This is a genomic window from Nocardioides sp. Z43_10, from assembly GCF_059766615.1.
In genome coordinates this window covers 68,055-89,552 of sequence record NZ_JCBAJY010000001.1, presented here as the reverse complement: position 1 = coordinate 89,552, position 21,498 = coordinate 68,055, and the positions used below count along the sequence as shown (strand labels likewise).

Annotated in this window: 18 protein-coding genes and 1 tRNA gene; 16 read left to right on the top strand and 3 right to left on the bottom strand. The window is 73.4% G+C overall.

Going from position 1 to position 21,498, the window contains the following annotated elements; genetic code table 11:
- Positions 1 to 4: 4 nt before the first annotated feature.
- Entirely contained in the window at positions 5 to 2,329 is a 2,325-nt protein-coding gene (locus AC6EI4_RS00445; RefSeq protein ID WP_498450246.1) for a DEAD/DEAH box helicase, read from the bottom strand.
- Positions 2,330 to 2,477: 148 nt separating this feature from the next.
- Between AC6EI4_RS00445 and AC6EI4_RS00440 the strand changes: the two genes are divergently transcribed.
- The 8 genes from AC6EI4_RS00440 to AC6EI4_RS00405 all read left to right on the top strand — a co-directional run bounded on the left by AC6EI4_RS00440 (position 2,478) and on the right by AC6EI4_RS00405 (position 13,601).
- Positions 2,478 to 2,813 carry an STAS domain-containing protein gene (locus AC6EI4_RS00440; protein ID WP_498423603.1) on the top strand — a complete coding sequence of 112 codons (336 nt, stop codon included), beginning with the start codon at positions 2,478 to 2,480 and terminating at the stop codon, positions 2,811 to 2,813.
- A 190-nt stretch (positions 2,814 to 3,003) separates the two neighbouring features.
- Positions 3,004 to 5,370 carry a sodium-translocating pyrophosphatase gene (locus AC6EI4_RS00435; protein WP_498423605.1) on the top strand — a complete coding sequence of 789 codons (2,367 nt, stop codon included), beginning with the start codon at positions 3,004 to 3,006 and terminating at the stop codon, positions 5,368 to 5,370.
- Positions 5,371 to 5,437: 67 nt separating this feature from the next.
- The gene (locus AC6EI4_RS00430) at positions 5,438 to 6,979 is read left to right on the top strand and encodes a DUF7059 domain-containing protein (RefSeq protein WP_498423606.1); all 1,542 of its coding nucleotides are present in this window, start codon (positions 5,438 to 5,440) and stop codon (positions 6,977 to 6,979) included.
- A 117-nt stretch (positions 6,980 to 7,096) separates the two neighbouring features.
- Positions 7,097 to 9,841 (top strand): type I DNA topoisomerase, encoded by a 2,745-nt coding sequence (gene topA / locus AC6EI4_RS00425; RefSeq protein ID WP_498423607.1) that lies wholly within the window; start codon positions 7,097 to 7,099, stop codon positions 9,839 to 9,841.
- A gap of 26 nt (positions 9,842 to 9,867) precedes the next feature.
- Positions 9,868 to 10,611 carry a dTMP kinase gene (gene tmk / locus AC6EI4_RS00420; RefSeq protein ID WP_498423609.1) on the top strand — a complete coding sequence of 248 codons (744 nt, stop codon included), beginning with the start codon at positions 9,868 to 9,870 and terminating at the stop codon, positions 10,609 to 10,611.
- Complete coding sequence (locus AC6EI4_RS00415) at positions 10,608 to 11,792, top strand: DNA polymerase III subunit delta' (protein ID WP_498423611.1); 1,185 nt, start codon at positions 10,608 to 10,610, stop codon at positions 11,790 to 11,792. The genes tmk and AC6EI4_RS00415 overlap by 4 nt, the downstream gene beginning before the upstream one ends.
- Positions 11,789 to 11,971, top strand: coding sequence for a hypothetical protein (locus tag AC6EI4_RS00410; protein WP_498423612.1), 183 nt, complete (start codon positions 11,789 to 11,791; stop codon positions 11,969 to 11,971). The genes AC6EI4_RS00415 and AC6EI4_RS00410 overlap by 4 nt, the downstream gene beginning before the upstream one ends.
- 10 nt (positions 11,972 to 11,981) lie before the next feature.
- The gene (locus AC6EI4_RS00405) at positions 11,982 to 13,601 is read left to right on the top strand and encodes an alpha/beta hydrolase (protein WP_498423614.1); all 1,620 of its coding nucleotides are present in this window, start codon (positions 11,982 to 11,984) and stop codon (positions 13,599 to 13,601) included.
- 143 nt (positions 13,602 to 13,744) lie between these two features.
- On the opposite strand, the gene AC6EI4_RS00400 is transcribed toward AC6EI4_RS00405, so the two are convergent.
- Complete coding sequence (locus AC6EI4_RS00400) at positions 13,745 to 14,671, bottom strand: LysR family transcriptional regulator (RefSeq protein ID WP_498423615.1); 927 nt, start codon at positions 14,669 to 14,671, stop codon at positions 13,745 to 13,747.
- Between the two features lie 98 nt (positions 14,672 to 14,769).
- On the opposite strand from AC6EI4_RS00400, the gene AC6EI4_RS00395 reads away from it, so the two are divergent.
- Positions 14,770 to 14,973, top strand: coding sequence for a hypothetical protein (locus AC6EI4_RS00395; RefSeq protein WP_498450245.1), 204 nt, complete (start codon positions 14,770 to 14,772; stop codon positions 14,971 to 14,973).
- 85 nt (positions 14,974 to 15,058) lie between these two features.
- Positions 15,059 to 15,131, top strand: a tRNA-Thr gene (locus AC6EI4_RS00390).
- A 99-nt stretch (positions 15,132 to 15,230) separates the two neighbouring features.
- Here AC6EI4_RS00390 and AC6EI4_RS00385 read toward each other — a convergent pair.
- Positions 15,231 to 15,887: a TetR/AcrR family transcriptional regulator gene (locus AC6EI4_RS00385; RefSeq protein WP_498423618.1), complete on the bottom strand. Its 657-nt coding sequence runs from the start codon at positions 15,885 to 15,887 to the stop codon at positions 15,231 to 15,233.
- A gap of 61 nt (positions 15,888 to 15,948) precedes the next feature.
- On the opposite strand from AC6EI4_RS00385, the gene AC6EI4_RS00380 reads away from it, so the two are divergent.
- The 6 genes from AC6EI4_RS00380 (at position 15,949) to pcaDC (ending at position 21,465) form a co-directional block, all read left to right on the top strand.
- Positions 15,949 to 16,449: a cupin domain-containing protein gene (locus tag AC6EI4_RS00380; RefSeq protein ID WP_498423620.1), complete on the top strand. Its 501-nt coding sequence runs from the start codon at positions 15,949 to 15,951 to the stop codon at positions 16,447 to 16,449.
- A gap of 88 nt (positions 16,450 to 16,537) precedes the next feature.
- A complete protein-coding gene (locus AC6EI4_RS00375) occupies positions 16,538 to 17,737 on the top strand; it encodes a 4-hydroxybenzoate 3-monooxygenase (protein ID WP_498450244.1) in 1,200 nt (399 codons plus the stop codon).
- Positions 17,734 to 18,540, top strand: coding sequence for a protocatechuate 3,4-dioxygenase subunit beta (gene pcaH, locus AC6EI4_RS00370; protein ID WP_498423622.1), 807 nt, complete (start codon positions 17,734 to 17,736; stop codon positions 18,538 to 18,540). Before AC6EI4_RS00375 ends, pcaH begins: the two co-directional genes overlap by 4 nt.
- Positions 18,537 to 19,091 carry a protocatechuate 3,4-dioxygenase subunit alpha gene (pcaG, locus tag AC6EI4_RS00365; RefSeq protein WP_498423624.1) on the top strand — a complete coding sequence of 185 codons (555 nt, stop codon included), beginning with the start codon at positions 18,537 to 18,539 and terminating at the stop codon, positions 19,089 to 19,091. The genes pcaH and pcaG overlap by 4 nt, the downstream gene beginning before the upstream one ends.
- A gap of 5 nt (positions 19,092 to 19,096) precedes the next feature.
- On the top strand, positions 19,097 to 20,299 hold the full coding sequence (locus tag AC6EI4_RS00360; protein WP_498423626.1) for a lyase family protein: 1,203 nt from the start codon (positions 19,097 to 19,099) through the stop codon (positions 20,297 to 20,299).
- A complete protein-coding gene (gene pcaDC, locus AC6EI4_RS00355) occupies positions 20,296 to 21,465 on the top strand; it encodes a bifunctional 3-oxoadipate enol-lactonase/4-carboxymuconolactone decarboxylase PcaDC (RefSeq protein WP_498450243.1) in 1,170 nt (389 codons plus the stop codon). Before AC6EI4_RS00360 ends, pcaDC begins: the two co-directional genes overlap by 4 nt.
- The last annotated feature ends 33 nt before the right edge of the window (positions 21,466 to 21,498 follow it).

Here is a 21,498-nt window from a genome sequence, read left to right as displayed (position 1 = left end):
GAGGCTACTGCGCCAGGAGGACGTCGAGAAGGCGCACGGCGCCCTGCTTGTCGAGCGGGTTGTTCTGGTTGCCGCACTTGGGCGACTGGATGCAGGAGGGGCAGCCGTCCTCGCAGCGGCAGGCCGCGATCGTCTCGCGGGTGGCGCTCAGCCAGTCCCGGGCGGCGCGGAACCCCCGCTCGGCGAAGCCGGCGCCGCCGGGATGGCCGTCGTAGACGAAGACGGTCAGCTGGCCGGTGTCGGGGTGCAGCGCGGTGGAGACGCCGCCGATGTCCCAGCGGTCGCAGGTGGCGAACAGGGGCAGCAGGCCGATGGAGCAGTGCTCGGCCGCGTGCGCGGCTCCGGGCAGGTCCTGGGCGGCCAGCCCCGCCTCCTCCAGCGCGTGGGCCGGCACGGTCCACCACACGGCGCTGGTGCGCAGGGTCCGCGCCGGGAGGTCCAGCGGCTCCTCACCGAGCACCTCTCCACCGGGCTGGCGCCGCCGCAGGAACGCGACGACCTGGTGGGAGACGTCCACCTCGCCCAGCGCCAGCCGGCAGTCGCCCCAGCGGCGGTGCTCGCGCTCGGCGACCACGGTGATGTCGGTGAGCTCGCGTGCGGTGGTCGAGTAGTCGACGAACGTGGGCTCGATGACCGCGACGTGCTCGTCGAGGTCCAGGGAGGTGACCAGCCAGGTCTCGCCGCGGTGCACGTAGACGGCTCCCTGGTGCGCGGTGGCGTGGGCGCTGGCAGCGTCGACCGTGCCCACCACCCGGCCGGTGGCCGCCTCGACGAGCGAGACCGGCGAGCCGCCGCTGGAGCGGATGTCGGCGAGGTCGCTGGCCCGCCGGCGATCGGCCCAGAACCAGCCCCGCGGGCGCCGACGCAGCAGCCCCAGCTCGGTCAGCTGGTCGGTGATCGCCGCCGCGGTCGGGCCGAAGAGCTCGAGGTCGGCCGGCGTCAGCGGCGACTCGTCGGCGGCTGCGCACAGGTGGGGCGCGAGCACGTAGTGGTTGGTCGGGTCGAAGACGGAGGCCTCGACCGGCTGGCCGACCAGGGCCTCGGGGTGGGTGACCAGGTAGGTGTCGAGCGGGTCGTCGCGCGCCACCAGGATCGCCAGCGCGTCCCGGGCCCCCCGCCCGGCCCGCCCGACCTGCTGCCACAGCGCCGCCCGGGTGCCGGGGAACCCCGCCATCACCACCGCGTCCAGACCGCTGATGTCGATGCCCAGCTCCAGGGCGTTGGTCGCGGCGAGGCCGAGCAGCTCGCCGCTGCGCAGCGCCTCCTCCAGCGCCCGACGCTCCTCGGGCAGGTAGCCGCCGCGGTAGGCGGCCACCCGCCGGGGCAGGGACGGGTCCACCTCGGCGAGCAGCTCGGCCGTGGTCAGCGCGACCTGCTCCACCCCGCGCCGCGAGCGCACGAATGCCAGGGTGCGGACGCCGCCGCTGACCAGGTCCGCGAGCAGGTGGGCGGTCTCGGTGGAGGCGGCGCGGCGCACCGGCGCGCCGTTCTCGCCGCCGTGGTTGACGAACGGCGGCTCCCACAGCGCCAGCGCCACCTGGCCGCGCGGCGAGGCGTCGTCGGTCACCGCCCGCACGTCCAGGCCGGTGAGCCGCTGGGCCGACACCGCGGGCTCCGCCACCGTGGCCGAGGCCAGGACGAACGTCGGGGACGCGCCGTACAGGGCGCAGATCCGCCGCAGCCGGCGCAGCACCTGGGCCACGTGGGCGCCGAAGACCCCGCGGTAGTGGTGGCACTCGTCGACCACGACGTACTGCAGCGACCCCAGGAACGAGGCCCACCGAGCGTGCCCGGGCAGCAGCGAGCGGTGCAGCATGTCGGGGTTGGTCAGCACGTACTCCGCGTGGTCGCGCGTCCAGTCGCGCATCTCCCGGCTGGAGTCGCCGTCGTGGGTGGAGACCCGCACGTCGAGGCCGAGCGAGGTGATCGCGCTGAGCTGGTCCTGCGCCAGCGCCTTGGTCGGGGCCAGGTACAGCGTGGTGGCCGCGCGCCGGCGGCGCTCGCCGCGAGCGCGGCGGATCGAGGCCAGCGCCGGCAGCTGGTAGGCCAGCGACTTGCCCGAGGCGGTGCCGGTGGCCAGCACGACGTGCTCGCCGGCGTGCGCGGACTCGGCCGCCTCGACCTGGTGCAACCAGGGCTCCCTCACGCCGCGGGCGACGTACGCCTCCCGCACGTCGTCGGGGACCCACTGCGGCCAGGCGGCGTGCCGGGCGGTGCGCGGCGCGAGCACCTCCAGGTGGGTGAGTCGTTCGTCACGTCCCGGCGCGGCGATCAGCCGGTCCACCAGCGAGGCGGCCCTCGACGGCGTGGAACGGGTCGCGGATGACATCGGGCCAGTGTCGCAAACGCCGCCGACAATCGCCGTTGTGTGGAGGTGTTCATGCACTTCGGGGAAGACCGTGGTTTGATAACGCTGGCAAAGATCGGGGGAGGTGCCTGCCGATGCCGGAACCGCAGAACGTGCCCGAGGAGCGAAAGTGGACCTGACTCTTGCGACACGCGAGATCGATGGCAAGACCATCGTCGCGGTCGGGGGCGAGATCGATGTCTACACCGCGCCCAAGCTCCGTGACCGCATCACGGAGCTGGTCGGGGACGGCGTCTATCACCTCGTGATCGACATGGAGGCCGTGGAGTTCCTGGACTCCACCGGCCTCGGCGTCCTGGTCGGCGGCCTGAAGAAGGTGCGGGCCCACGACGGCTCGCTGGAGCTGATCTGCAACCAGGAGCGGCTGCTGAAGATCTTCCGGATCACCGGTCTGGCGAAGGTCTTCACGATCCACGCGTCCGCCGACGCCATCGTCGCCGGCTGACCCCACCCCCTCCGCGCGCCCGCCCGTCCCCGGGTGCGGCGCGCCTTGGCGAGCCCGCGGAACCCTGTGTGTGCAGGGCCCTGGCCCCCTGGCCGACCGCTGTGATCGACGCCCGGCTCTGGCGCAGTGCGCCCAACTGCGCCAGACTCCGGCTCAGCAGTGAGACCCGCGTCACATCAGGGAGTCGCGCATGAGCCTGTCCGCAGCCGTCGTTGTGTCCTCAGCCCCGCCCCAGAGCGTCGAGGTCTCCGGGGGGAACCTGGTCCTGGTGGCGGTGGTGGCCGTGATCGCGCTGGCCGCGCTGGCACTGGCGATGATGTTCCGCCGTGAGGTGCTGGCCGCGCCGGAGGGCACCGCGCGGATGCGCGAGATCGCGGTGGCGGTCCAGGAGGGGGCCAACGCCTACCTCGCTCGCCAGTTCCGCACCCTCGCGGTCTTCGCGGCGATCGCCTTCTTCGTCCTGCTGGCCCTGCCCGCCGACGACCTGACGGTTCGGGTGTTCCGCTCGATCTTCTTCCTGGTCGGCGCCGGGTTCTCCGCCGCGATCGGCTTCCTGGGCATGTCCTTGGCGACCCGGGCCAACCTGCGTGTCGCCCACGCCGCCAACACCACCGGCCGCGACCCCGCGATGAACGTCGCCTTCCGCACCGGCGCGACGGTCGGCATGGCCACGGTCGGGCTCGGCCTGCTGGGCGCGAGCGTGGTGGTCATCGCCTTCCAGGACAAGGCCGCCCACGTGCTCGAGGGCTTCGGCTTCGGCGCGGCGCTGCTCGCGATGTTCATGCGCGTCGGCGGCGGCATCTTCACCAAGGCCGCCGACGTCGGCGCGGACCTCGTCGGCAAGGTCGAGCAGAACATCCCCGAGGACGACCCCCGCAACGCCGCCACCATCGCCGACAACGTGGGGGACAACGTCGGCGACTGCGCCGGGATGGCGGCCGACCTCTTCGAGTCGTACGCCGTCACGCTGGTCGCCGCGCTGATCCTCGGCGCCGCGGCGTTCGGCGACAAGGGGCTGGTCTTCCCGCTCCTGGTGCCGGCCATCGGCGCATTGACCGCGGTGATGGGCGTGTTCCTGACCAAGTCCCGCCCCGGCGAGGGCGCGCTGACCGCGATCAACCGCTCCTTCGTCATCTCCTCGGCGGTCGCCGCGCTGGCCTGCGTGGTGCTCGCCTTCGTCTACCTGCCCGGCGACTTCGCCGACCTGAGCGGCCGCGACCCGAACAACCCGATCGACTCGCTGGCGGGCGGCGCCCAGCCCGAGGGCAGCCCGGCGCTCATCGCCGCGGTGGCGGTGGTGATCGGGATCGTGCTCGCCGCGGTGATCCTGGGCCTCACCGGCTACTTCACCAGCACCCACACGCGCCCGGTCCGCGACATCGGGCGGACCTCGCTGACCGGTGCCGCCACCGTGATCCTGGCCGGCCTCTCGGTCGGCTTCGAGTCGGCCGTCTACACCACCCTGGTCATCGGCTCCGCCGTCTTCGGGGCGTTCCTGCTGGGCTCCGGGTCGCTGTCCATCTCGTTGTTCGCCGTCGCGCTGGCCGGCTGCGGACTGCTGACCACCGTCGGGGTGATCGTGGCGATGGACACCTTCGGGCCCGTCGCCGACAACGCTCAGGGCATCGCGGAGATGTCGGGGGAGGTCAGCGAGGAGGGGGCCAGGATCCTCAACGAGCTCGACGCCGTCGGCAACACCACGAAGGCGGTCACCAAGGGCATCGCGATCGCCACCGCGGTGCTCGCCGCCAGCGCGCTGTTCGGGTCCTACATCGGCTCGGTGTTGGACGCGGTCGCGGACGTGTCCCTGGTGGAGGCGGACCTCAGCGCGCTGACGTTCTTCGTGTTCAGCCCCGACATCCTGGTCGGCCTGCTGATCGGCGTGTCGGTCGTCTTCCTGTTCTCGGGGCTGGCGATCAACGCGGTGGGCCGGGCCGCCGGCGCGGTCGTCTACGAGGTCCGCCGCCAGTTCCGCGAGCACCCCGGGATCATGGAGGGCACCACGCGCCCGGAGTACGGGCGGGTCGTCGACATCGTCACCCGCGACTCGCTGCGCGAGCTGTCCACCCCCGGCATCCTGGCGATCCTCTCGCCGGTGGCGGTGGGCTTCGGGCTCGGCGTCGGTCCGCTGGCCGGGTTCCTGGCCGGCGCCATCGGCGCCGGCGCGCTGATGGCCGTCTTCCTCGCCAACTCCGGTGGGGCCTGGGACAACGCCAAGAAGCTCGTCGAGGACGGCCACCACGGCGGCAAGGGCTCCGACGCGCACGCGGCCACGGTCATCGGCGACACGGTCGGTGACCCCTTCAAGGACACCGCCGGCCCGGCCATCAACCCGCTGCTGAAGGTGATGAACCTGGTCTCCCTGCTGATCGTGGGGGCGGTGGTGAGCCTCACCCTCGGCGAGGACGCCAACCGTCCGCTGTCGGTGGTCATCGCCCTGGCGGCCACCGTGCTCATCGCCGGCTCCGTGTACATGTCCAAGCGCCGCTCGATCGCGGTGGACCAGGAGGCGCCGACCGCGGCCGAGTCCGGCGCGGCCCGTCCACCCCAGATCTGAGTCGCCCGCCCGGGCCCGGGTCCCCGGCGGGGGGAGGGGGCTCGGGCGGCTGACCTAGAGTCGTGCGGTGACCACCGCCGACCTTGCCAGCCGCCTGCGCGCCGCCCTCGACGAGGCGGACTTCACCTACGACGCGGTCGCCGACCTGCTCGGAGACCAGGCACACGCGGCGCTCGCCCGCAACGAGACCACCCCCGGCCTGCGCCGGACCACGGGCGGCTCCGCGCTGGAGACCCTGACCCGCCTGTTCCTGTTGCAGAGGCCGGTGCCGCGCGCCGCCGCCGAGCAGGCGCTGCCGGGGCTGCTCGACCGGATGGCCGCCCAGGGCCTGCTCGAGCAGAGCGTCGGCGAGGTCGCGGCCCGCCTGGACATCCGCCCCTACGCCGCGCCGGACGCGCGCGGCGACCACGACTTCTGGGTGGTCAGCGACCTGACCCCCGGCCTGGACGGCCGGCCCAACCGGGTCGGAGCCGACCACGTGCTCGGCATCAGCTCCGCGTCCACGTCGCTGGCCCAGCTCACCCGGCGCGAGCCGGTGGGTCGTGCGCTCGACCTGGGCACCGGCTGCGGCGTGCAGGCCCTGCACCTGGCCACCCACAGCGCCCAGGTGGTGGCCACCGACGTCAACACCCGGGCGTTGTGGATGGCCCGGTTCAACGCCGCGCTCAACGACCTGCCCGGGATCGAGGTGCGCGAGGGCTCGTTCTTCGAGCCGGTGCGCGGTGAGGGCTTCGACCTGATCGCCACCAACCCGCCGTTCGTGATCTCGCCGGCGACCGGTGAGCGGCTGGTCTACCGCGACTCCGGGCTGCCCGGGGACCGGGTGGTCGAGGACATCGTCCGCGCCGCCCCCGCGCACCTGAACCCCGGCGGCTGGTGCCAGGTGCTGGCCAACTGGGTGATCGTCGAGGGCGCCGGCTGGGACGAGCGGCTGGCGGGGTGGCTGGACCCCGGCTGCGACGCGTTCGTGGTCCAGCGCGAGGTCGTCGACCCGGCGTCGTACGTCGAGCTGTGGCTCAAGGACGCCGGCGTGCAGGGCACCGAGGATTACCTGCGCCGCTACGACACCTGGCTGTCGTGGTTCGAGGAGCAGCGCATCGAGGCGGTCGGGTTCGGCTGGGTCAACCTGCGCCGGCGCGCCGAGGGCACCGGCAACGTCCGCCTGGAGGAGTGGCCCTACGAGGTGGAGCAGCCGGTCGCCCCCGTCTTCGGCCAGTGGGCCGACGCGGTCGAGTCGCTGGCCGGCATCCCCGACCTGGCGTCGGCCCGGCTCGTCGCCCGCTCCGACGTGCAGCAGGAGACGCTGGGGGCGCCCGGTGCGGCGGACCCCCAGACGGTGGTGCTGCGTCAGCAGCGCGGCCTGCGCCGGGCCAGGCGGGCCGACACCGTGGAGGCCGCGCTCGTCGGCGCCTGTGACGGCGAGCTGAGCATCGGCCAGATCCTCGACGCGCTCGCGCAGATCCTGGAGCTCGACCCGGCCGAGCTGCGCGCCACCCACCTGCCGCTGGTGCGCGAGCTGGTCGTGGAGGGGTTCCTCTCGCCGCGCCCGGAGTCCTCGGGCGGCCCGTCGGCGCCGGGAGCCCCCGGGCGCCGCCGTCACCGAGGCTGATTGACCGCCCAGGAACACCCGGAGCGACGGGGTGCTCGGCGGCACGCGCTACCGTAATCGGCCGTGAGCCCCGTCTGATCTCCCGACGGGGGCACCCAGAGGCAGGAAGTAGGTCCCGTGGCACACAAGCTGGTGATCGTCGAGTCGCCCACGAAGGCCCAGAAGATCGGTGGGTACCTCGGCAAGGGCTACGTCGTCGAGTCCTCCATCGGCCACATCCGCGACCTCCCGAGCAGTGCGGCGGACACGCCGGCGAAGGTCAAGGACAAGCCGTGGGGTCGTCTCGCCGTCGACGTCGACAACGACTTCGAGCCCTACTACGTCGTGCCTCGGGACAAGAAGGCGCACATCACCAAGCTGAAGAACCTGCTCAAGGACGCCGACGAGCTCTTCCTGGCCACCGATGAGGACCGCGAGGGCGAGGCGATCGCCTGGCACCTCCTCGACGAGCTGAAGCCGAAGAACATCCCGGTCAAGCGGATGGTCTTCCACGAGATCACCAAGCCGGCCATCCTCGCCGCGGCGGAGAACCCGCGCGAGCTCGACATGGACCTCGTCGAGGCCCAGGAGGCGCGCCGCATCCTGGACCGCCTGTACGGCTACGAGATCTCGCCGGTGCTGTGGAAGAAGGTGATGTCGGGGCTCTCGGCCGGACGCGTGCAGTCGGTCGCGACCCGTCTGGTCGTCGACAAGGAGCGCGAGCGGATGCGCTTCCGCGTCGCCTCCTACTGGGACCTCGAGGGCACCTTCGACGCCGGCAGCAAGCACGAGCAGCGGATGTTCCCCGCCAAGCTGTACTCCGTCGACGGCGCCCGGGTCGCCCGCGGCTCCGACTTCGGCCCCGACGGCCTGCTCAAGGCCTCCAGCGACGGCAAGGTCGTCCACCTCGACCGCCCGCGGGCCGAGGCGCTGGCCTCGGCGCTGCAGGACGCCACCTACGCCGTGCGCTCGGTGGAGTCCAAGCCCTACAAGCGCTCGCCGTACGCGCCGTTCCGCACCACCACCCTCCAGCAGGAGGCCAGCCGCAAGCTCGGGATGAGCTCGTCGGTGACCATGTCGGTCGCCCAGCGGCTGTACGAGAACGGCTTCATCACCTACATGCGTACCGACTCGACCACGATCTCGGAGGCCGCCGTCGGGGCCGCCCGCGAGCAGGTCCGCGAGCTGTACGGCGCGGAGTACCTGCCCGACGCGCCGCGCACCTACGCCTCCAAGGTCAAGAACGCCCAGGAGGCGCACGAGGCGATCCGGCCCTCGGGCGACACCTTCCGCACCCCGGCCCAGACGGGCCTGCGCGGCGAGCAGTTCCGCCTCTACGAGCTGATCTGGATGCGCACCGTCGCCTCCCAGATGAAGGACGCGGTGGGCAGCACGCTGACCATCCGCCTCGGCGGCACCGCCAGCACCGGCGAGGACGTGGTGTTCTCCGCCAGCGGGCGCACGATCACCTTCCACGGGTTCCTCAAGGCCTACGTCGAGGGCACCGACGACGCGGCCGCCTCGCGTGACGACCAGGAGGCCCGGCTGCCGAACCTGGTCGAGGGCGAGCCGGTCTCCGCGGCGTCGGTCAGCGCCAGCGGCCACGAGACCAAGCCCCCCGCGCGCTACACCGAGGCCACGCTGGTCAAGGAGCTGGAGGAGCGCGAGATCGGCCGGCCCTCGACGTACGCCTCGATCATCGGCACGATCCTGAACCGCGGCTACGTCTACAAGAAGGGGACCGCGCTGGTCCCGGCCTGGCTGGCCTTCTCGGTGACCCGGCTGCTGGAGGAGCACTTCCCCCGCCAGGTCTCCTACGAGTTCACCGCCACCATGGAGGACGTCCTCGACGAGATCGCCGCGGGCCGCAAGGACCGGGTCACCGAGCTCGGCGAGTTCTACCACGGCTCCGACGACGTGGCCGGCCTGAAGCGGCTGGTCAACGAGCTCGGGGACATCGACGCCAAGGAGCTGGCGACCTTCCCGGTCCCCGGCCCCGGCGGCGAGGAGGACACCGGCATCCACCTGCGGGTCGGGCGCTACGGCCCCTACCTGGAGGGCCCCGACGAGGACGGCACGCCGTTCGCCGTGCGCGCCAACGTCCCCGACGACCTGCCCCCCGACGAGCTGACGCTGGAGAAGGCCCGCGAGCTGCTGGCCAACCCCGCCGGCGAGGAGATCGAGCTCGGCCGGCACCCCGAGACGGGCCTGGTGGTCGTCGCGAAGAACGGCCGCTTCGGGCCCTACGTCACCGAGCTGCTGCCCGAGGACGCCCCCAAGTCGGCCAAGCCGCGCACCGGCTCGCTGTTCAAGACGATGTCGCTGGACACCGTCACCCTCGACGACGCGGTCAAGCTGCTCTCCCTGCCCCGGGTGGTCGGCACCGACGCCGAGGGCGTCGAGATCACCGCCCAGAACGGGCGCTACGGGCCCTACCTGAAGAAGGGCACCGACTCGCGCTCGCTGGCCAGCGAGGACCAGCTGTTCACGATCACCCTCGACGAGGCCCTGGCGATCTACGCCCAGCCCAAGCAGCGCGGCCGCGCCGCCGCCGCGCCGCCGCTCAAGGAGCTCGGGGAGGACCCCGTCTCCAAGCAGCCGATCGTGGTCAAGGCGGGCCGGTTCGGTGAGTACGTCACCGACGGCGAGTACAACGCCACCCTGCGCAAGGACGACACGATCGAGGAGCTGACCCTCGAGCGGGCCGCCGAGCTGCTCGCGGAGCGACGGGCCAAGGGGCCGGCGAAGAAGTCGGCCAAGAAGACCACGGCGAAGAAGAGCACCGCCAAGAAGAGCACGGCGAAGAAGGCCACCGCGAAGAAGAGCACCGCCAAGAAGAGCACCACGAAGACGGCCAAGAAGACCACCGTCAAGAAGTCCTGACCCCGGGCCGCGCGGCCCGGGTGTCGGTGCCGTCTCGTAGCGTCGGTCCCGACAGCGCGCGGGCCGGCACCGCGGCACCGACATCGAGAGGCACTCCGCTGAGCGAGCACAGCACCACGACGGGGCGCTACGCGGCGTCCGGCGTCTTCGTCTGCTTCGAGGGGGGCGACGGCGCGGGCAAGTCCACCCAGTCGCGCGCCCTCGGGCAGTGGCTGGGCGCCGAGGGCTTCGACGTCGTGCTCACGTTCGAGCCCGGTGACACCGAGGTGGGGCGCCGGCTGCGCGAGATCGTGCTCGACCCGGCGACCGGCCACCTCTGCGACCGCACCGAGGCGCTCCTCTACGCCGCGGACAAGGCCGAGCACGTCGACTCCGTCGTGCAGCCGGCGCTCGACGCCGGCCGGGTCGTGATCACCGACCGCTACGTCGACTCGACGCTGGCCTACCAGGGCGCCGGCCGCTCCCTGGACGTGCGCGAGGTGGAGCGCGTGGCGCGCTGGGCGACCGGCGACCTGCGCCCGCACCTGACCGTGGTGCTCGACCTGCGGCCCGAGCAGGGCCTGGGACGCTTCGAGGGCCGCGACCGGATCGAGGGGCAGTCGTTGGAGTTCCACCGTCGGGTGCGCGAGGCGTTCCTGGCGATGGCCGCGGCCGACCCCGAGCACTACCTGGTCGTGGACGCCCGGCAGCCGCGCGAGCAGATCGAGGCGCTGGTCCGGGATCGGGTGCGGCCCCTGCTCGCCCTCGCCGCCCGTGAGGCGGAGCGGTGAGTCAGCCGGGAGGCGTCGCCCTGCCCGCCGCCGGCACCGTGTGGGACGGCCTGGTCGGGCAGCGTGCGGTCGTCGACGCGCTGCAGCCGGCCGTGGCCGGTCAGGGGATGACCCACGCGTGGCTCTTCACCGGTCCACCCGGCTCGGGGCGCTCCAACGCAGCGCTCGCCTTCGCCGCGGCCCTGCAGTGCGAGGCGGGCGGCTGCGGACACTGCCACGCCTGTCGCACGACGCTGGCCGGCTCCCACGCCGACGTGGGCGTGGTGCGCACCGACAAGCTCTCGATCGGCGTCGACGAGATCCGCGACCTGGTCCGCAGCAGCGCGCTCGCACCGGTGGGTCGGCGCTGGCAGATCCTGATCGTCGAGGATGCCGACCGGCTCACCGAGCGCGCCTGCAACGCCCTGCTCAAGGCCATCGAGGAGCCCACCGAGCGCACGGTGTGGATGCTGTGCGCGCCCACCGTGGAGGACCTCCTGCCGACGATCCGCTCGCGCTGCCGGCTGGTCACGCTGAGCACCCCCACGGCCGAGGCGGTGGCCGGGTTCCTGGTCCGCACCGAGGGCGTCCACGAGGGCATCGCCGCGTACGCCGCCCGCGCCAGCCAGGGACACATCGGCCGGGCCCGGGCGCTGGCCCGCGACGAGGCGACCCGCAACCGGCGCCGCGAGATCGTGGGCATCCCGACCCGGCTGACCACGCTCGGCGCGTGCATGACCGCGGCCGCCAACCTGCACGACGTGGCCAAGGAGGAGGCCGAGGTCATCACCAGCGAGCTCGACGCCCGTGAGCGCGCCGACCTTGACAGCTCCTACGGCGTGGTGGAGCGCGGTCGCCGCCCCCGCGAGTACGCCCCCGCTCTCAGCCAGCTGGAGAAGGCCCAGAAGACCCGCGCCAAGCGGCGGGTCCTGGACGTGGTCGACCGGGGCCTGATGGACCTCGCGTCGGTCTACCGCGACGCTCTCGCGCTGGCCACCGGGGCGCCGGGGACGCTGGTCAACGAGGAGCTGCGCACCGAGATCGAGCAGATCGTCCGCTCCTCGACCCCCGAGCTCAACCTGCGTCGCATCGATGCGATCTTCGAGGCCCGACGCCAGATGCTCGAGTTCAACGTGCCTGTCATGCTGTCGCTGGAGTCGATGATGGTCGCCCTGAAGGTCCCGGAGAGGAGTCGCGCATGAATCGGAAATACCTTGCCGTGGCAGGTGTGGTGGTCGGAATCCTGCTCGTGCTGGGCATCATGTTGATCATCGGCGTCGTCCGTGACGACGAGACCGACATGGAGGACCAGCCCGTGAACCAGAACACCGAGTCGACGCAGCTGGTGCCGGGCGACTCGCTCACGCTCGACGCGGCCTGAGGGCACGCGGGTGACGGGGACGGGTCCGGTCGGCGCGCCCTCGGCCGGCTCCGGCCGAGGCCGGGTCGCAGCCCTGGTGGTGGTGATCGTGGCGATGGGCGTGCTCACCGCGACGGTGCTGGGCATCGGTCTGGGAGTCGTCCTCTCCGACGACGGCGTCAACTCCGTGGGGCCCCGGGAGCAGGTGCCGTCGGTCGTGCGCAGCGTCGCCCCGGGCTCCACCGACGCCCCGGAGCCCGCCCTCGAGCCGTTCTACTCCCAGGTGGTCTCCTGGGAGCCGTGCCGCGGGGACTTCGAGTGCGCCCGGATGGAGGTGCCGCTCGACTACGCCGAGCCCGACGGTGAGCGCATCGAGATCGCGCTGCTCAAGGTGGCCGCGCAGGAGCCCTCGCAGCGGGTCGGCTCGCTGGTGGTCAACCCCGGCGGGCCGGGCGCGCCCGGCACCCAGTACGCGGCCTCCGCGGAGCTGGTCTTCGGCCGGCCTCTGCTCGCGCGCTTCGACATCGTCGGCTTCGACCCGCGCGGCACCGGGGACAGCGACGCGATCGACTGCCTCAGCGACGAGGAGCTCGACAACTACGTGGCCGGCGACCCCGATCCCGACAACCCCGCCGAGGTGCGGCAGTACGCCGACTCCCTGGAGGGATTCGGGCGGGGCTGCGCCGAGCACAGTGGCGAGCTGACCGGCCACGTCACGACCGTCGAGGCAGCCCGCGACATGGACGTGCTCCGGGCGGTGCTGGGCGAGGAGAGGCTCAGCTACCTGGGAGCCTCCTACGGCACCAAGCTGGGCGCCACCTACGCGGACCTCTTCCCCACCCGGACCGGCCGGCTCGTGCTCGACGGCGCCGTGGACCTCACCCTCACCAGCCGCCAGCTCGCTCTGGAGCAGGCCGGCGGCTTCGAGGTGGCGCTGCGCGCCTACGTCGAGGACTGCGTCGAGGGCGGCGACTGCTTCCTCGGCGACACGGTCGGGGCCGGCCTGGCCGCGATCGACACCCTGATGGACAGCGTCGACGACTCGCCCATGGAAGCGCGGGGGGATCGTGAGCTGGGGGCCGGCAACGCGTTCTACGGCATCGTCGCGCCCCTCTACAACCGCGACTACTGGTTCCTGCTCAGCCAGGCGCTGGAGTCGGCGATCGACGACCGCGACGGGACCGGGCTGCTGATGCTCTCCGACCTGTACAGCTCGCGCGGCGAGGACGGCTACACCGACAACAGCATGGAGGCCAACTACGCGATCAACTGCCTCGACGACCCGTGGTCGATCCCGGTCGAGGAGGTGCCCGCGCACCTCGACGAGTTCGTCGAGGCGTCGCCGACGTTCGGCGAGGTCTTCGCCTGGGGGCTGACCACCTGCCAGGGCGTCCAGGCCGAGGCCGCCGAGCCGGCACCGGAGGTCACCGGCGCCGGAGCGCCGCCGATCCTGGTGATCGGCACCACGCGCGACCCCGCCACGCCGTACGCCTGGGCCGAGGCGCTCGCCGAGCAGCTCGAGTCGGGCGTGCTGATCAGCCGCGACGGTGACGGCCACACCGGCTACAACGTGGGCAACACCTGTGTGAACGACGCCGTCGAGGACTACCTCCTCGACGGCGTCACCCCCCAGGCCCCCCTCACCTGCTGACCCACCCCACCCCCACCCCCACCCCAGCCCAGCCCCCACCCCAAGCCCAGCCCCACCCCAGGCCCGCCGACCCGTCACTCCCTCGACCATTTCTGCGGCGTGTCGCGGCGCCCCTGACGGCTCACCGAGCCAGGCGGCGGCGCTCAGCGCGGCGTGACCGGCTCGATCAGCGACTGGATCCGCCGGGTCGCGAGCTCGGTCATCAGCCGCGCCGCGGGCGACAGCGTGGCGTGGGCGCGGTGCACGATCGCGAGGGTGTCGTACTGTCGCGGCCGCAGCGAGACCCACCCGGCGGACGGCGCGAGCCGGGGCAGCAGCTGCTCGGCGGCGGCCTTCGGCACGACCGAGTCGACGAGCCCCATCCCTACGAGCTCCACCGCGGTCTCCACGTCCTCGACCTCGATCCGGGTCTGCGGGTTGCGACCGGTCTCGTGCAGCATCCGGCGCAGGATCAGCCGGTTGGAGTCGGTGGCGCGCCAGGTGGTCTCCGACATCACCAGCGAGGCCTGGGCCAGCCGGTGGGCGGTGACCGGCGACTGCAGCCGCTCGGGGTCGGCACTGATGTAGACCAGCTCGTCGCGCGCGATCGGGGTGACCTGGAGCCCCTCGGCCTGCACGGTGGGTACGGCGATCATCGCCGCCTCGATCCGGCCCCGGCGCAGCTGGTCCTGGACGTCGGTGGAGTTCTGCCCGATCAGCTCCACGCGGACCCCGGGGTGGCGCGCCAGCACGTCGGCGACCAGGCCGGCGCCGGCATAGAGCCGGGCGATGCCGAACATCCCGAACCGCACCGTGCCGGTCTCCAGGGTGGTGACGGCCTGGGCGGCGCGGCGGGCGTCGTCGGCGGCGGCGAGTACGCGCTCGGCGTACGGGCGCAGCGACTCGCCCGCGGCGGTCGGGACCACGCCGCGCCCGACCCGCACGAACAGGTCGCTGCCCAGCGACTTCTCCAGGGCGCGGATCTGCTCGGAGACCGACGGCTGGGCGTAGCCGAGGTGCTCGGCCGCCGCCGTCAGCGACCCGTGCTCGTAGGCGGCGAGGAAGCAGGTCAGCTGGTGCAGCGACAACATAGGTCAAGCCTATGACTTATGAAGGAAAATGAGACTAGCCCTATGGGTCGGGACGGCCGAGGATTGGTGTGTAGCTCCCTGCCCGTCCCCGAGAGGCCATGCCCATGCTCGTCCACGTCTGCACCGCCTGCGCCAAGCGCCAGCTGATCTTCCCCTCCCAGTTCACCGGCGCCTTCGAGGGTGCGCAGGGCGGCGTCGAGGTGAGCTTCAGGTGCTGGTGCGGCGCTGAGCAGCGGGCGCCGCTCGACTGGGCTCCGGCGGCTCCCGCCCGCGAGGAGCAGCCGTCGGCGCACGCCGCCTGACCCCTCGGTTTCACTCCGCCGACGCGGAGTCCCTATACTTCCTCGCGTTGCCCGGACAGGTCTTCGGATACCACCCGGTCGGCACGCCGCCTTAGCTCAGTCGGTAGAGCGAATCACTCGTAATGATTAGGTCGTCAGTTCGATTCTGACAGGCGGCTCCGGACGGCGGCCCACGGTCGCCAGCGGAGCTCACGACGGGCCCGTCCTCGCCAGCGAGGGCGGGCCTTCGTCGTCGCCGGGCCCGCCGCCCCGGGTGCTCACGCCAGCAGGGTCCGCGTCCACACGTCGCGGACCAGCTCGGCGTAGCGCGCCCCGCCCCGGCCGGCCCGGGCCAGCGACAGGTAGTAGGCGGCGCCGTTCATCGACCACACCAGGTCGGCGACCGCGTCGTCGTCGAGGTCCGCGCGTAGCTCCCCGGTGGCGCGCAGGTCGGCGGCGAGCAGGCGCATGTTGGAGGCTCGGCGCTCCTCGACGGCCTCCCAGACGGTGCGGCACGCGTCGTCCTCGGTGCCGGCCTCACGCAGGGCCTCGAGCAGTGGCGCGGTGCGGGGGAGCAGGCGCCCGAGCGCCTCGGCGTACGTCGCGATCTTCGCGCGCGCCCCGGGAGCGGCGCGTACCTCCGCGACGTAGCGGCGCTGCAGCGCGGGCACCGGCGCCCCCTCGTCGTCGACGGCACGCTCGCCGAGCGCCAGGTCGTGGGCCGCGAGCAACAGCTCGGGCTTGCGGCCGACGGAGGCGTAGACGGTGTCCACCGCGACACCGGCACGCTCGGCCACCTGCGCGACCGAGGTGCGCGCGTAGCCCTGCTCGCCGAACAGCTCCAGCGCGGCCTCGATCACCGTACGACGGCGGAGGGCCGCGGCCGCGCGCCGTCCCTCGCCGCGGTAGGGGCGGGCCTTGACCGGGGCAGACATGCGTCCTAGCGTAGTTCGATCCGAATCAGGTTCGGATGAATTCGTCGAGGATGTGGTTCCGATGACGCAGACAGCCCCCCGTGCGGTGATGGCGGAGCCGGGACGAGGCCGCGCGACCTGGGCGATGGGATCGCTCTTCGAGCACCTCCTCGAGTCCGAGGACGGCGACGGCTCGCTGGGGGCGGCGATGGTGACCCAGCCGCCGGGCATCGCCACCCCGCTGCATCGCCACACCCGGGAGGCGGAGGCGTTCCTGCTGATCGAGGGCCGTATGAGCTACCAGGCGGGCGAGGAGCTCTTCGAGCTCTACGACGGCTGCTTCATCTTCCTGCCGCTCGGTCTGCCGCACGCGTTCCGGATCCGGGGAGACACCCCCGCCCGCCTGCTGGCGCTGACGCTCCCGGCCGGCCTCCTCGGGCTGTACGACGAGGTGGGGCTGCCGGCGGCCGAGCACCGGCTGCCCGGGGCCGACGCCCTGACGCCCGAGGTCGAGATCCCGAGGTGGGCGGAGGTCGCTCCGCGCTACGGGTTGGAGGTCGTCGGCCCGCCGATCCCCGCGTGAGCGCGCGCACGCCCCGGCCTGGCCGGGCTTCCGCTGGGCGGAAGTCGGGGGTGGCGCGCGGCGGGCCCGCCGGGTGAGGGTCCACCCCATGCCCACGACCCAGCACGTCCCCGTCGCCATCGTCGGCGCAGGACCCGCGGGGCTGCTGCTCTCGCACCTGCTCGACCGGGCCGGCATCACCTCCCTCGCCATCGACATCCGCACCCGCACCGAGATCGAGCAGACCCATCGCGCCGGCATCCTCGAGCACGCCAGCGCCCGGCTGCTGGTCGACAGCGGCGTGTCCGACCGGGTGCTGCGCGACGGGGTCGAGCACCACGGCATCGAGCTGGCCTACGGCGGGCGCAGCCACCGCGTCGACTTCCAGGCGCTGGTCGGCGCCTCGACGTACCTCTATCCGCAGACCGACGTCTTCATCGACCTCGCCGACGCCCGCGCCCGCGACGGCGGCGACGTCCGCTTCGGGGTGCGCGACGTGGAGGTCGACGACCTGCGCGCCGAGCGGGCGCTGCTGCGCTTCACCGACGCCGACGGGGTGCTCCACCAGGTGAGCTGCGACCACCTGGTCGGCGCCGACGGGTCGCGCAGCACCTGCCGGCGCCAGGTGCCTGCCGACCAGCGCCGCCAGTACCAGCGCGAGTACCCGTTCGCCTGGTTCGGGATCCTCGCCGAGGCCCCGCCGAGCGCGCCGGAGCTGATCTACAACCACTCCGAGCGGGGGTTCGCGCTGATCAGCCAGCGCACCGAGACCCTGCAGCGGATGTACTTCCAGTGCGACCCCGACACCGACGCCGACGCCTGGTCCGACGACCGGATCTGGGCGGAGCTGCAGGCCCGGGTGGGCGCCAACGGCCACACCCTGAAGGAGGGCCCGATCACCTCGCGCACGGTGCTGCCGTTCCGCTCCTTCGTGCAGGAGCCGATGCGCTACGGGCGGATGCTGCTCGCCGGCGACGCCGCGCACACCGTCCCGCCCACCGGCGCCAAGGGCCTCAACCTGGCGCTGGCCGACGTACGGGTGCTCGCCGAGGAGCTCGAGCGCGCCGTGCGCGGCGGCGATCCCTCGAGCCTCGACGACTACACCGAGCGGGCGCTGGACCGGGTCTGGCGCGCCCAGCACTTCTCCTACTGGATGACCACGATGCTCCACCGCCTGCCGGACGCCTCCGACTTCGACGTACGGCGCCAGGTCGGCGAGCTCGCCTCGCTGAGTGCCTCGAGCGCCGGCGCCACCTACCTCGCCGAGGGCTACACCGGCTGGCCCACCACCTCGAAGGGACGCCCATGAGCAGCACCGCACCGTCCGTGGCGGACTCCGACGCCGCGGCCAGCAGCCAGCGTGAGGTCAGCGCCGAGATGGAGGCGGTCACCGCCGCCTACCAGGCCGCGGGCGGCCCGGACGGCGCCGGCGAGACCCAGCCGCGCCTGGACTACCCGCCGTACCGCTCGAGCATCCTGCGCCACCCCACCAAGAGCCTGCACCACCCCGACCCCGAGGGCATCGAGCGCTGGTCGCCGGTCTTCGGTGAGCGCGACGTCGACCCGCTCGAGGCCGACCTGACCATCCAGGACGGCGGGGAGCCGCTGGGCGAGAAGCTCGTCGTCACCGGCCGCGTGCTGGACGGCGACGGGCGCCCGGTGCGCCGCCAGCTCGTGGAGGTCTGGCAGGCCAACTCGGCCGGGCGCTACGTGCACAAGCGCGACCAGCACCCGGCACCGCTGGACCCGCACTTCACCGGCGTCGGGCGCTGCCTGACCGACGACGAGGGCCGCTACGCCTTCACCACGATCAAGCCCGGCCCCTACCCGTGGCGCAACCACCGCAACGCGTGGCGCCCGGCGCACATCCACTTCTCGCTGTTCGGCACCGAGTTCACCCAGCGGCTGGTCACCCAGATGTACTTCCCCGGCGACCCGCTCTTCGCCCTCGACCCGATCTACCAGTCGATCGTGGACCCGCGGGCGCGCGCCCGGCTGGTCGCCACCTACGACCACGAGGTGACCCGACCCGAGCGGTCCACCGGCTACCGCTGGGACATCGTGCTCACCGGCAGCGCGGCCACCCCCCTGGAGCAGGAGGACCACCAGTGAGCGAGCCGCTGCAGCCCACCCCCGGCCAGACCGTCGGGCCGTTCTTCCACTACGCCCTGCCCTACGACCACGACCGCGACCTGGTGCCGCCCGGCTCGCCCGGGTCGGTGCGGCTGACCGGGCTCGTCCTGGACGGCGCCGGCGACCCGGTGCCCGACGCGCTGCTGGAGATCTGGCAGCCCGACCCGGCCGGCAACGTGGTGCGCGAGCCGGGCTCGCTGCGCCGCGACGGGCACACCTTCACCGGGTTCGGGCGCGCCTCGACCGACCGGGCCGGGCGCTACACGTTCACCACGCTGGAGCCCGGGCCGCTGGCCGAGGGGCGTGCGCCGTACGTCGCGGTGGCGGTCTTCGCCCGCGGACTGCTGCACCGGCTGCTGACCCGCTGCTACCTGCCCGGGCCGCAGGTGGACGCGGACCCGTTCCTGGCGGGCGTCGACCCCGCCCGGCGCGCCACCCTGCTCGCGCGACGCGACGAGCGCGGCTACGTCTTCGACGTGCGGCTGCAGGGCGAGGGGGAGACCGTCTTCCTGGCCGACCCGGCACACTGAGCCCCGTGGGTGATCTCTTCTGGCCGGGCGCCGAGCGTGCCGGTGACGCGTCCGGGGCCGGCCCGTTCAGCCAGGACGGCTTCCTCGCGGCGATGGTCGCGGTCGAGCAGGCCTGGCTCGACGTGCTCGGCTGCCCGCGCGAGCTCACCGGCCTGGTCGGCGCGGACGACCTCGACCGGATCTCCGGGGACGCGGAGGCGGCCGGCAACCCCGTGCTCGGGCTCGTCCGCCTGCTGCGTGAGCGCTCCGGCGAGGCGGCGGTGCATCGCGGGCTGACCAGCCAGGACGTGGTCGACACCGCGCTGGTGCTGATGCTGCGCGAGAGCGTCCGGCGGGTGCGGGCCGAGGTGCGCGCGCAGGTGGGCGCCCTGGCCGTGCTCGCCGAGGAGCACCGCGCCACCCCGATGGCCGCCCGCACGCTGACCCAGCACGCCGTGCCCACCACCTTCGGGCTCAAGGCGGCCACCTGGCTCACCGGGCTGCTCGACGCCGACGACGACCTGGCCGGGCTCACCTTCCCCGTCCAGCTGGGCGGCGCGGCCGCGACGATGGCCGCCGCCGTCGAGCTCGGCGTCGACCCCCGCGCCGCGCGGCAGCGCCTGGCGACGCTGCTCGGGCTGGCCCCGGCCGCACCGTGGCACACCACCCGCCGCCCGGTGACCCGCGCCGGGGACGCACTGGTGGCCTGCACCGACGCCTGGGGGCGGCTGGCCAACGACGTCCTGGTGCTCTCGCGCCCGGAGATCGGCGAGCTGTCGGAGGACGAGGCCGGCGGCTCCTCGACGATGCCGCACAAGCAGAACCCGGTGCTGTCGGTGCTGCTGCGCCGCGCCGCCCTGGCCGCGCCGCCGCTGGGCGCCACGCTGCACCTGGCCGCCGCCGACCAGGTCGACGAGCGGGCCCTCGGTGGCTGGCACGCCGAGTGGGACGCGCTCGGCGTCCTCGCCCGCCGTACCGTCGTCGCGGCCGAGCAGGCCACGGTCCTGCTGGGGCGGCTGCGCGTGCACCCGGACCGGATGCGGGCCACGGCGGCCGCGGCCGCGGCCGACCTGCACGCCGAGCACCGGAGCATGGCCGCCCTCGCCGGCCGGGAGCCGATCGGCGACTACCTCGGCGCCGCCGACGACCTCGTCGGCGAGGTGCTCGAGCGTGCCAGAGACCACCAGTCCCACCCGAGCCAGCCCGACCCCCGCCGGAGGAACCCATGACCGCCCTGACCGCCGTCCGCCTCGGCGGGCGACCCGACCTGCCGCTGCTGGTGCTCGGCCCCTCGCTCGGCACCACCGCGAGCACCCTGTGGGCCGAGGCCGCCGCGCTGCTCGCCGACGACTTCCAGGTGATCGGCTGGGACCTGCCCGGGCACGGCACCAACCGGGTCGCGGTGGAGGGACCGGTCAGCGTCGCCGGCCTGGCCGCCGGGGTGCTGGACCTGGTGAACACCATCGGTCAGGGGATCCAGCCCCCGAGCTTCCACTACGCCGGGGACTCCGTGGGCGGAGCGGTCGGCCTGCAACTGCTCCTCGACGCCCCGGCGCGGGTGGAGTCGGCCACCCTGCTGTGCACCGGCGCCAAGGTCGGCGAGCCGGAGGGGTGGGCCGAGCGGGCCGAGGCGGTACGCCGCGCCGGCACCGCCTCGATGGTCGCCGGCTCCGCCGAGCGCTGGTTCGCGCCTGGATTCCTGGAGCGTGCGCCCGATCGCGGCTCCGCGCTGCTGAACGCGCTCACCGAGGTCGAGGACGAGGGGTACGCCGCGGTCTGCGGCGCGCTGGGCGCCTTCGACGTACGCGGCCGGCTGGGCGAGATCGCCGCGCCGGTGCTCGCCGTCGCCGGGGCCGGGGACGTCGCCACGCCGCCGGCCAACCTGCGCGAGATCGCCGACGGCGTGCGCGACGGGCGGCTGGTGGTCCTCGACGGCGTCGCGCACCTGGCGCCGGCCGAGGCCCCCGAGGCGGTCGCGCGGCTGATCCGCGAGCACGTCTTCGGCCCGAGCCGGGACGTGATGAGCGTCGCGGAGGTCCGGGCCGCCGGGATGCAGGTGCGCCGGGAGGTGCTCGGCGACGCGCACGTGGACCGGGCGGTGGCCCGCACCACCGACCTCACCCGCGACTTCCAGGAGCTGATCACCGAGTACGCCTGGGGCAGCGTGTGGACCCGGCCCGGCCTCGACCGGCGCTCGCGCTCGATGGTGACGCTGACCGCGCTCGTCGCCCGGGGCCACCACGAGGAGCTGGCCATGCACGTGCGGGCCGCGCTGACCAACGGGCTGAGCGTCGAGGAGATCAAGGAGGTGCTGCTGCAGACCGCGATCTACTGCGGGGTCCCCGACGCCAACACCGCCTTCCGGATCGCCCAGCAGGTGCTCGAGGAGTCCTGAGCAGGCGCCTGCCGCGCACTGCCTAGGCTGGCC

Coding starts and splice junctions, on each gene's coding strand:
- pcaH (WP_498423622.1), top strand. CDS start 17,734: ATGAGCAGCACCGCACCGTCCGTGGCGGACTCCGACGCCGCGGCCAGC.
- pcaDC (WP_498450243.1), top strand. CDS start 20,296: ATGACCGCCCTGACCGCCGTCCGCCTCGGCGGGCGACCCGACCTGCCG.
- AC6EI4_RS00400 (WP_498423615.1), bottom strand. CDS start 14,671: ATGTTGTCGCTGCACCAGCTGACCTGCTTCCTCGCCGCCTACGAGCAC.
- AC6EI4_RS00375 (WP_498450244.1), top strand. CDS start 16,538: ATGCCCACGACCCAGCACGTCCCCGTCGCCATCGTCGGCGCAGGACCC.
- AC6EI4_RS00410 (WP_498423612.1), top strand. CDS start 11,789: ATGAATCGGAAATACCTTGCCGTGGCAGGTGTGGTGGTCGGAATCCTG.
- AC6EI4_RS00435 (WP_498423605.1), top strand. CDS start 3,004: ATGAGCCTGTCCGCAGCCGTCGTTGTGTCCTCAGCCCCGCCCCAGAGC.
- AC6EI4_RS00395 (WP_498450245.1), top strand. CDS start 14,770: ATGCCCATGCTCGTCCACGTCTGCACCGCCTGCGCCAAGCGCCAGCTG.
- AC6EI4_RS00380 (WP_498423620.1), top strand. CDS start 15,949: ATGACGCAGACAGCCCCCCGTGCGGTGATGGCGGAGCCGGGACGAGGC.
- AC6EI4_RS00385 (WP_498423618.1), bottom strand. CDS start 15,887: ATGTCTGCCCCGGTCAAGGCCCGCCCCTACCGCGGCGAGGGACGGCGC.
- AC6EI4_RS00445 (WP_498450246.1), bottom strand. CDS start 2,329: ATGTCATCCGCGACCCGTTCCACGCCGTCGAGGGCCGCCTCGCTGGTG.